Raw genomic sequence first — 9792 nt, forward strand, 5'->3', positions numbered from 1 at the left:
AAGCGGTCGCGGTGCTGGAGGCCGGTCAGTAGGACCGACCGCCCTCCAGCACCGCACGGCGTTCGGCGTCACGCCTCGAGACGGTCCCTTCCACGCGCCAGCATCAGCACCACGTACAGGACCATCGACGTCCCCAGGCCCACCGCCCAGCCGTAGTCGGCCAGCGACTCCAGTGCCGGGATGGGACGCCCGTCGAACAGCGGCTTGAAGCTCGCGCCGCCGACGGCCAGCACACCGCCGGCCACGAAGGCGACCACGGCCCGCCAGTTCCAGCCGCCGGCGTACCAGTAGCGGCCGCCGGTGCGGTACAGGTCGGTCAGGTCGAGCTTGCCGCGGCGCAGGATCCAGTAGTCGGCGATGAGGATGCCGGCGACCGTGCCGAGCAGACCGCCGACCAGACCGAGCCAGGTGAAGATGTAGCCCTGCGGGTCGGAGTACAGCTTCCACGGGAAGATCAGCACGCCGAGGACACAGGTGACGAGGGCCCCTGCCCGGAAGGTGATCTTGCGGGGCGCGATGTTGGAGAAGTCGAAGGCCGGCGAGACCAGGTTGGCCGCGACGTTCACGGACAGGGTCGCCACCAGCACGGTGACCAGCGCGAACAGCAGGCCCACGACGTTGTCCGTCTTGGCGGCGAGCTGTACCGGGTCCCAGATCGTCTCGCCGTACACGGCCTGCGAGCCGGAGGTGACCATCACCGACAGCAGCGCGAAGAGCGTCATGGTCGTCGGGAGGCCGAGGGCCTGGCCCCACGTCTGCGCCTTCTGGCTCTTGCCGTAACGGGTGAAGTCCGGGATGTTCAGGGACAGGGTGGACCAGAAGCCGATCATGCCCATGAGGGACGGCCAGAACAGCTTCCAGAAGTCGGCGCCCCAGCCGAGCTTGGAGGGCTGGTCGAGCAGCGGGCCGAAGCCGCCCGCCTTGTTGCTCATCCAGATCAGCATCACCAGTGCGCCGACCAGGACGAAGGGCGCCGCCCAGTTCTCGAAGCGGCGGATCGTCTCCATGCCCCGGTAGATGATCGCGACCTGGATCGCCCAGAAGATCGCGAACGACAGCCACATGGTCCAGGCGTAGCCGCCGATCTTGGCGGTGTCGCTCCAGCCGTTGCCGATGAGCTTCCCGGCGAGGAAGTAGATCGCCTCGCCGCCGATCCAGGTCTGGATGCCGAACCAGCCGCAGGCCACCAAGGCCCGTACGACGGCGGGCAGGTTGGCGCCGCGGATGCCGAAGGATGCACGCGCGAAGACCGGGAAGGGGATGCCGTACTTCGGCCCCGCGTGCCCGGTGAGCAGCATCGGGACCAGCACGATCACGTTGGCCAGGGCGATGGTGAACACCGCCTGCTTCCAGTCCATGCCGACGGCGATCAGACCGGAGGCCAGGGTCCAGGAAGCCGTGTTGTGGGCCATGCCGACCCACAGCGCGGAGAAGTTGTACGTGGTCCAGGTGCGCTTCTCCACCGGGACCGGCAGCAGGTCCTCGTTGGCGTAGCGCCCGCTCGGGGCGGGGCTGCCCGGGGCGAGCTCCACCCGGCCGTCGGCGAGGGTGACTTGAGGGGACGGCGGTATGGCCGTGGGAGCGGTGTCGGTCATGGGCAGGCCAATCAAACGAGGGGCGGATCCGGAAAGGCCGTGCGGGCTCCGGCTCCCTCCCCGAGGCAACGGGGCCACGGGGAGGGGAGAACTGGAGTGGGGGGATGGGGAGAGCGCAGTGGTGGGTCAGCCGTTGAGGGCCGGGATCACCGTCGACCCGTACGCGTCGATGGTGGCTTCCTGGGCGTCGTGCATGTCGTAGACGGCGAACTGGTCGACGCCCAGCTCACGCAGCGCGTTCAGCTTCTCGATGTGCTTGTCGACCGGGCCGATCAGACAGAACCGGTCGACGATCTCGTCGGGCACGAACCGGGTGTCCGGGTTGTCGGCGCGTCCGTGGTGGGAGTAGTCGTAGCCCTCGCGCGCCTTGATGTAGTCGGTGAGTTCGTCGGGTACGGCGGCGGAGTGCTCACCGTACTTGGAGACCAGGTCGGCGACGTGGTTGCCGACCATACCGCCGAACCAGCGGCACTGGTCGCGCGCGTGGGCGAGTGCCTCGGGCGAGTCGTCCTCGGTGACGTAGGCGGGGGCGGCGACGCAGATCTTCACCTCGGACGGGTCGCGTCCGGCGGCGACGGCCGCGTCCTTCACGGTCTTGACCATGTACTCGGTCAGGTAGAGGTCGGCGAGCTGGAGGATGAACCCGTCGGCCTCCTCGCCGGTCATCTTCAGGGCCTTGGGGCCGTACGCGGCCATCCACACGGGGAGTTCGGCTCCGGGCTTGATCCACGGGAACCTGATGACCGTGCCGCCGAGGTCGGCCTCGTCGCCCCGGCCGAGCGCCCGGATGACCTTCATGGCCTCGCTGATGCGGGCCAGCGTGTTGGGCTTGCGGCCCGCGACACGCATCGCGGAGTCGCCGCGGCCGATGCCGCAGACCGTGCGGTTGCCGAACATGTCGTTGAGCGTGGCGAAGGTGGAGGCGGTCACCTCCCAGGTGCGGGTGCCCGGGTTGGTGACCATCGGGCCGACCTTCAGCTTGCTGGTGTTCGACAGGATCTGGCTGTAGATCACGAACGGCTCCTGCCACAGCACGGCGGAGTCGAAGGTCCAGCCGTAGGTGAAGCCGTTGCGCTCGGCCCGCTTCATCAGGCTGATGACCTTGGAGGCCGGCGGGTCGGTCTGCAGGACGAGTCCGAAGTCCATTTGCGCCACTCCTAGTTGAGGTACTGACAGGTGGAGCGGGGGGTGTACGTGCCGTGGCCGACGTGCCCGGTGTACTCCCGCTCGGTGATGACGAGTTCGCCGCGCGAGAGGACGGTCTCGACGCGGCCGGTGAGGCGCTTGCCCTCGTACGCCGAGTAGTCGACGTTCATGTGGTGGGTCTCGGCGGAGACGGTCTGCTCGGTGTGCGGGTCGTAGATGACGACGTCCGCGTCGGCGCCGGGGGCGATGGTGCCCTTCTTCGGGTACATGCCGAACATGCGGGCCGGGGTCGCGCAGGCGATCTCGATCCAGCGGCGGCGCGAGATGTGCCCGTCGACGACGGCCTGGTGGAGCAGGTCCATCCGGTTCTCGACGCCCGGAAGCCCGTTGGGGATCTTGGAGAAGTCACCCCGGCCGAGCTCCTTCTGGCCCACGAAGCAGAAGGGGCAGTGGTCGGTGGAGACGACCTGGAGGTCGTTGGTGCGCAGGCCCCTCCACAGGTGGGCCTGGTGTTCCTTGGGCCGCAGCGGCGTCGAGCACACGTACTTCGAGCCCTCGAAGTCGGGCTCGGCGAGGTTGTCCGTCGACAGGAACAGGTACTGCGGGCAGGTCTCGCCGAAGACGTTCAGGCCCTCGTCGCGCGCCCTGGCCAGCTCGGCGACCGCCTCCATCGCCGAGACGTGCACGACGTACAGCGGCGCCCCGGCGACCTGCGCGAGCTTGATGGCCCGGTGGGTGGCCTCGGCCTCCAGCAGTGCCTTGCGCACCTCACCGTGGTAGCGCGGGTCGGTCTCGCCGCGCGCCAGCGCCTGCTCCACGAGGACGTCGATCGCGATGCCGTTCTCCGCGTGCATCATGATCAGGCCGCCGTTCTCGGCGGAGCGCTGCATGGCGCGCAGGATCTGGCCGTCGTCGCTGTAGAAGACGCCCGGGTAGGCCATGAACTGCTTGAAGGAGGTCACGCCCTCCTCCACCAGCAGGTCCATCTCCTTGAGCGTGTCCTGGTTCACGTCGGAGACGATCATGTGGAAGCCGTAGTCGATGGCGCAGTTGCCCTCGGCCTTGGCGTGCCAGGCGTCCAGGCCCTCGCGCAGGGAGTGGCCGACGCTCTGCACGGCGAAGTCGACGATGGTCGTCGTGCCGCCCCAGGCGGCGGCCCGGGTACCGGTCTCGAAGGTGTCGGAGGCGAAGGTGCCGCCGAACGGCAGCTCCATGTGGGTGTGGGCGTCGACGCCGCCCGGGATGACGTACTTCCCGGTGGCGTCGAGGGTGCGCTCGGCCGTCCAGGCCTCGGCGGCGGAGGTGCCGGAGGCGGCGAGGGCGGCGATGCGGCCGTCCTCGATCAGGACGTCGGCGTGGATCTCGTCGGACGCGGTGATGACGAGGCCACCGCGGATGACGGTACGGCTGCTCATGATCCCTCTCCTGCCGTGTTCAACACTGGTGTGGTGCGGGTCGGTCGGTGTCGCCGGTCCGGCCCCCCGTGCGCCGGACCGGCGGACGTACCCGGCCCGGTTACGGAGCAGTCAGCGGACCGTACGCGTCAGGGCGGCGGTCGCGGTAGAACTGCCAGCGGTCGCGGACCTCGCGGAGCTTGGCCAGGTCCAGGTCGCGGACGACCAGTTCGGTCTCCTTGTCGCTCGCCACCTCGCCGACGAACTGGGCCTCCGGGTCGACGAAGTAGCTCGTCCCGTAGAAGTCGTTGTCGCCCAGCTCCTCGACGCCGACCCGGTTGATCGCGCCGACGAAGTACTCGTTGGCGGCTGCCGCGGCCGGCTGCTCCAGCTGCCACAGGTAGGCCGACAGGCCGCGCGAGGTGGCCGACGGGTTGAAGACGATCTCGGCGCCCTCCAGACCCAGTGCGCGCCAGCCCTCCGGGAAGTGGCGGTCGTAGCAGATGTAGACACCGATCCTGCCGACGGCGGTGTCGAAGATCGGCCAGCCGCTGTTGCCGGGACGGAAGTAGAACTTCTCCCAGAAGCCGGGCACCTGCGGGATGTGGTGCTTGCGGTACTTGCCGAGGTACGAGCCGTCCGCGTCGATCACGGCGGCCGTGTTGTAGAGGACGCCGGGCTGCTCCTCCTCGTACATCGGCAGGACCAGGACGAGGCCGAGTTCCTCGGCGAGCGCCTGGAAGCGCTTGACGATCGGGCCGTTCGGGATCTGCTCGGCGTACTCGTAGAACGCCTTGTCCTGGACCTGGCAGAAGTACGGTCCGTAGAACAGCTCCTGGAAGCACAGGACTTGGGCACCCTGCGCGGCGGCGTCGCGGGCCGCCTGCTCGTGCACCTGGATCATCGACTCCTTGTCGCCGGTCCAGGCGGTCTGGAAGAGGGCGGCACGGATCACTGTGCTCATCGGGACCTCCGGTCACTCGGTGTGCGAGGAGCCTAAGGAGGGCGGACGGCTGGTTTGAGTTGCACGGTGTCACGTCCGCGGGCGTGCGGCGTGGCACGGTGTCACCCTGCTGTGGGCCCATGTTTCACCGCCGTTTTCCCAGGTCGTTGCATGTTTCAAGCCTGTTGCGCGTCGTGCGCGAGGAGCGCGATGTGCACCGAGGCGGCCTGTTCGAAGTCGTCGAGGTCGACGCCGAGCCGGGTCTGTATCGACTCCAGCCGGCGGTAGAGCGCAGGCCGGGAGACGTGGTGCAGCTGGGCGGTGCGGGACTTGTTGCGGCCGGTGGCGAGATAGGTACGCAGTACGGCGAGCAGGTCCTCGCCGGCCCCGCACAGCAGCCCGTCCAGCTCACGCTCCGCGAAGGACTGCACATGCGGGTCGTCGCGCAGCAGCCGTATCAGGCCCCGCAGGTGGACGTCCTTGAGGCGTACGACGGCCGGCAGGTCCAGGACGGCCGAGGAGTCCGCCACGGCGTCGGCGACGTGCAGGGCCTCGCGCAGGCCGGCCGGGACGTCGTCCCAGACGGTGCGCTCGTCGGCCGCCGCCACCACGGCCTTCGAGGACCCGGACTCGGTCCGCAGCCGGGCCGCGAAGTGCGCGGCGAGGGCCGTCGCGTCCTGATCGCGGGCGAGGCTCAGCAGGACGGCGACGGCCCCGTCGGCCAGTTCGGCGACGAGTCCGGGCATCCCCAGCATGCGCAGGACACGGTCGAGTTGGGCCGGTTCGCCGTGGCGTACGACCAGCGGGACGAAGGTGCGGCGGTTGACCGGAAGTCCGGCCGCGCGGGCTCGCGGCAGCAGCTGCCGGGCGGGGACGATCCCGCTGACCAGGTCGGTCAGCAGGCTCTGCGCTGACTGCTCCTCCCAGCTGTGCGCGGAGTTGCCCCCCAGCATGCGGTGCAGCACGAGGGCCTCGGCGGCCCGGTCGGCGAGCAGTCGCCCGCCGGCGGTGTCGCCGCGGTAGCCGCACAGTGTGATCCGGCCCCACCGCTCTCCGCGTCCGGCCAGTTCCGCGCGGATCCAGCCGTCGACCTCGTTGCCGCCGGCCTGGCGGGCGATACGCTCCCAGTCGCGCAGCACGTCGTCCACGGCGGGCCGCTCCCCCGCGGTGGCGAGGACACGGTGGGCGAGGTTGGTGACGACGACGGGACAGCCGCTGTGCTGGGCGACCTCGTCGAGCAGGCGTTGCAGCGGGGCGCCCGCGGTGATGAGTCCGGTGAGCGCGGTCCGTACCGCCTCGGAAAGGCTGACGGCGGCGAACTTCCGCCGTACCAGCCGGGACTGGACCTCCTCCGTCAGCTCGGCGAAGGGAAAGGGCCGGTGCAGGACGATCATCGGCAGCCCGCACCGCTCGGCCGCCCGGCGCATCACGTCCGGCGGGGTGGGGAAGGCCCGTCCCAGGCCCAGCACGACGGCCGCGGCCTCCGCGCGGTGCAGGGACTGGATGTACTCGGCCTGCGCGCCCTCGTCGCCGGCGAGCAGCACTCCGGTGGTCAGGACCATCTCGCCACCGCTGAGCATCACGCCCACGTCGGCGGCCTCGGCGACGTGCACCCAGCGCACCGCCCGGTCGAGCTGACTCGCACCCGCCACCACCTCGGGCTCCCCGGCGAGGACCCGCTCCAGCGTCAGGACCTGGCGGACCGACAGGGTCGGCTCCACCGGCTCCCAGGTCTCCAAGGTGGTGGTCATGACGGTTTTCCCTTGTTCGCGATGCTGCTACCGGATGCTCCTCAGAGCGTCTTCGAGGATCGCGGCGCCTTCCTCGGCCTCCGCGACGGTCAAGGACAGGGGCGGGGCGACACGCAGGGCGCTGGTGTTGTGGCCACCGCCCTTGCCGATGAGCAGCCCGCCCTCGCGGGCCGCTTCGAGTACGGCGGCCGCGGCCTGCGGGTCGGCCTGGTCCGTGCCGGGCCTGACCACCTCGATGCCGAGCATCAGTCCGCGCCCGCGCACCTCCCGCACGGCCGGAACCTGTGCCGCGGCGGCCCGCAGCCGTTCGATGAGGAGTCCGCCGACCCGCCGGGCGTTGCCCTGGAGGTCGTGCTCCAGCAGGTACGTGAGGTTCGCGAGGCCGGCCGCCATGGTGATCTGGGTGCCGCCGAAGGTCGAGATGCTGTTGGCGTCCAGGCAGTTCATGATCTCGCCGCGGGCGACGACGCCGCCGATGGACATGCCGTTGCCGATGCCCTTGGCGAAGGTCATGATGTCCGGCGGACCGTTGTGTCCGTGTGCCTGCCAGCCCCAGAAGTGCTCGCCGGTGCGGCCCCAGCCGGTCTGCACCTCGTCGGCGATCCACAGGATGCCGCGCTCCTGGAGCACCTCGCGGAAGGCCGCGTACAGGCCGTCCGGCGGGGAGGTGAAGCCGCCGACGCCCTGGATGGGTTCGGCGATCAGGGCGGCGGGTGGGCGGGTGTGGCCGAGCAGGTCGGTCAGGTCGTCGACGCAGGCCGCGATGAAGTCGTCGTCGCCGAGCGAGGCGTAGGGGCCGCGCGTGCGGACGCCTCCGTGGACGTACAGCGTCTGCAGCGGGGAGAGCGAGGTGGGCGACCAGCCGCGGTTGCCGGTGATGCCGACCGCGCTGAAGGAACGGCCGTGGTAGCTGTTGCGCATCGCCAGGACGGTGTTGCTGCGGCGGTACGTCGTCGCCAGCATCAGGGCCGTGTCGTTGGCCTCGGTGCCGGACGTGGTGAAGAAGACACGGGCGTCCGGGATGCCGCTCAAGTGGGCGACACGCTCCGCCAGTTCGACCATCGGCCGGTTGAGGTAGAGCGTGGAGGAGTGGATGATCCGCCCGGCCTGCTCGCTCACCGCCTTGGTGATCTCGGGCAGGGCGTGCGCGGTCATCGTCGTCAGGATGCCGCCGAAGAAGTCGAGGTACTTGTTGCCCTCGGCGTCCCAGACGTACCGGCCCTCGCCGTGGGTGATCTCCAGCGGGTCCTCGTAGTAGAGGGCCAGCCAGTCGGGCAGGACGGAGCGGTGGCGGCCCAGCAGGTCCTTGGTCACGGCTGCACCAGCCCCTCGTAGGCGTCGGGACGGCGGTCGCGGTAGAACGCCCACTGCTGGCGTACCTCTTCGATGAGGTCGAAGTCGAGGTCCCGTACGACGAGTTCCTCTTCCTTGTCATTGGCGGTGTCCCCGACGAACTGTCCGCGCGGGTCGACGAAGTAGCTCGTCCCGTAGAAGTCGTTGTCGCCGTACTCCTCGACGCCGACCCGGTTGATCGCGGCGACGAAGTACTCGTTGGCGACGGCGGCGGCCGGCTGTTCGAGGCGCCAGAGGTGGGAGGAGAGTCCGCGGTGGGTGGCGGACGGGTTGTAGACGAGCTGGGCGCCGTTCAGGCCGAGCTGCCGCCAGCCCTCCGGGAAGTGCCGGTCGTAGCAGATGTAGACGCCGACCTTGCCGACGGCGGTGTCGAAGACCGGCCAGCCGACGTTGCCCGGCTTGAAGTAGAACTTCTCCCAGAAGCCCTTGACCTGCGGAATGTGGTGCTTGCGGTACTTGCCGAGGACGGTGCCGTCGGCGTCGATCACGGCCGCGGTGTTGTAGTAGAAGCCCGACTGCTCGACCTCGAACACCGGGACGACGATCACCATGCCCGTCTCGCGCGCGAGCTCCTGCATACGACGCGTCGTCGGCCCGTCCGGCACCGGCTCGGCCCAGCGGTAGTGCTCCGGATCCTGCACCTGACAGAAGTAGGGAGCGTTGAAGACCTCCTGGAAGCCGATGATCTTGGCACCCCGGCGGGCCGCCTCGCGGGCGTGCTCCTCGTGTTTCGCCACCATGGACTCGGTGTCGCCGGTCCAGGTGGCCTGGACGAGGGCGGCACGTACGACGTTGGCCATGAGCTGCTCCTTCGACGGTGACGTCAGAGGCGTCTACGCGCGTGTACGCCGACCGTAGAGGGCAAAGTCCCCGCCGGGAAGGATGCCCGCCCACTCGATCGTGTGAATCGCATTCGATGCACCGCGAGCACCAAGCGTGCAGGGTTTTCTTTACGCCGACGTAACCGGGCTGGGAATCCCCTGCCACGGCCGGGCAGGGTGCAAACACCGGTGGACGAGTCCCGTGCCGTGACCGGGCCGGTCTCCTCCGGCCCCGTCAGGCGCTGAAGCCCGCCACCCGGAGCGCGTGGACCAGGTCTCGGTGGAGCTCGGTCGAGGCGTCCCGTGCGGCCTCCAGGAGCAGCGGGACGAGGGTCTGCGGGTCCGGCTCGACGCTGAGGACGGCCTCCTCGGCGGTGCGGACGCGGACGTACGCGTCCAGGAGCGCACGGGCGTCACGACGGCGGCCCCCGGCGGCCAGCTCCAGCACGGCCCGCCCGATCTCGTCAGCGGGCCGCACCACGCCCTGCCGCAGGATCTGCTCCCCGTCGGTGCCGCGCCCCGCGGCGGCCAGGGCGTCGGCCACGGCGACGAGCCGGTCGGGAGGCAGCGAGGCCGCCTCCCACAGCAGGGTCGCCCAGTCGGCGCCCAGGCCGGCGCGCTGCAGCTCGGCGGCGAGCAGCGGGTAGCGGACGGCGGGCCAGTGCGCCATCTCGGCGAGCAGCGCGTGCGCCTCGCCGCTGCGGCCCTCGCCACGCAGCCGCACCAGCCGCTCGACCGTCCCGACGGCCTCGCGCCGGGACGACGCGTCCAACGGCTCGGCCCGCGGCT

Annotated in this window: 7 protein-coding genes and 1 pseudogene; all 8 read right to left on the bottom strand. The window is 70.1% G+C overall.

Features of this window, described 5'->3' with window-relative positions:
• Positions 1 to 68 precede the first annotated feature (68 nt).
• Positions 69 to 1595: an NCS1 family nucleobase:cation symporter-1 gene (locus ACWBNA_RS08155; RefSeq protein WP_482703542.1), complete on the bottom strand. Its 1527-nt coding sequence runs from the start codon at positions 1593 to 1595 to the stop codon at positions 69 to 71.
• 126 nt (positions 1596 to 1721) lie between these two features.
• The gene (locus ACWBNA_RS08160; protein ID WP_482703543.1) at positions 1722 to 2741 is read right to left on the bottom strand and encodes a TIGR03842 family LLM class F420-dependent oxidoreductase; all 1020 of its coding nucleotides are present in this window, start codon (positions 2739 to 2741) and stop codon (positions 1722 to 1724) included.
• Between the two features lie 11 nt (positions 2742 to 2752).
• Complete coding sequence (gene hydA, locus ACWBNA_RS08165; protein ID WP_482703544.1) at positions 2753 to 4156, bottom strand: dihydropyrimidinase; 1404 nt, start codon at positions 4154 to 4156, stop codon at positions 2753 to 2755.
• A gap of 100 nt (positions 4157 to 4256) precedes the next feature.
• The gene (locus ACWBNA_RS08170; protein WP_482703545.1) at positions 4257 to 5099 is read right to left on the bottom strand and encodes a nitrilase-related carbon-nitrogen hydrolase; all 843 of its coding nucleotides are present in this window, start codon (positions 5097 to 5099) and stop codon (positions 4257 to 4259) included.
• Between the two features lie 155 nt (positions 5100 to 5254).
• Positions 5255 to 6829: a PucR family transcriptional regulator gene (locus tag ACWBNA_RS08175; protein WP_482703546.1), complete on the bottom strand. Its 1575-nt coding sequence runs from the start codon at positions 6827 to 6829 to the stop codon at positions 5255 to 5257.
• 27 nt (positions 6830 to 6856) lie between these two features.
• Positions 6857 to 8143: an aspartate aminotransferase family protein gene (locus ACWBNA_RS08180; protein ID WP_482703547.1), complete on the bottom strand. Its 1287-nt coding sequence runs from the start codon at positions 8141 to 8143 to the stop codon at positions 6857 to 6859.
• Positions 8140 to 8982, bottom strand: coding sequence for a nitrilase-related carbon-nitrogen hydrolase (locus ACWBNA_RS08185; protein ID WP_482703548.1), 843 nt, complete (start codon positions 8980 to 8982; stop codon positions 8140 to 8142). The genes ACWBNA_RS08180 and ACWBNA_RS08185 overlap by 4 nt, the downstream gene beginning before the upstream one ends.
• A 256-nt stretch (positions 8983 to 9238) precedes the next feature.
• Positions 9239 to 9792, bottom strand: a pseudogene (locus ACWBNA_RS08190) (hypothetical protein); the annotation flags it as partial.

Source organism: Streptomyces sp. Q2 (assembly GCF_056820935.1).

Excerpts from the sequence above, each read along its gene's own strand:
- ACWBNA_RS08155 (WP_482703542.1), bottom strand. The coding sequence starts at position 1,595 with ATGACCGACACCGCTCCCACGGCCATACCGCCGTCCCCTCAAGTCACC.
- ACWBNA_RS08160 (WP_482703543.1), bottom strand. The coding sequence starts at position 2,741 with ATGGACTTCGGACTCGTCCTGCAGACCGACCCGCCGGCCTCCAAGGTC.
- hydA (WP_482703544.1), bottom strand. The coding sequence starts at position 4,156 with ATGAGCAGCCGTACCGTCATCCGCGGTGGCCTCGTCATCACCGCGTCC.
- ACWBNA_RS08170 (WP_482703545.1), bottom strand. The coding sequence starts at position 5,099 with ATGAGCACAGTGATCCGTGCCGCCCTCTTCCAGACCGCCTGGACCGGC.
- ACWBNA_RS08175 (WP_482703546.1), bottom strand. The coding sequence starts at position 6,829 with ATGACCACCACCTTGGAGACCTGGGAGCCGGTGGAGCCGACCCTGTCG.
- ACWBNA_RS08185 (WP_482703548.1), bottom strand. The coding sequence starts at position 8,982 with ATGGCCAACGTCGTACGTGCCGCCCTCGTCCAGGCCACCTGGACCGGC.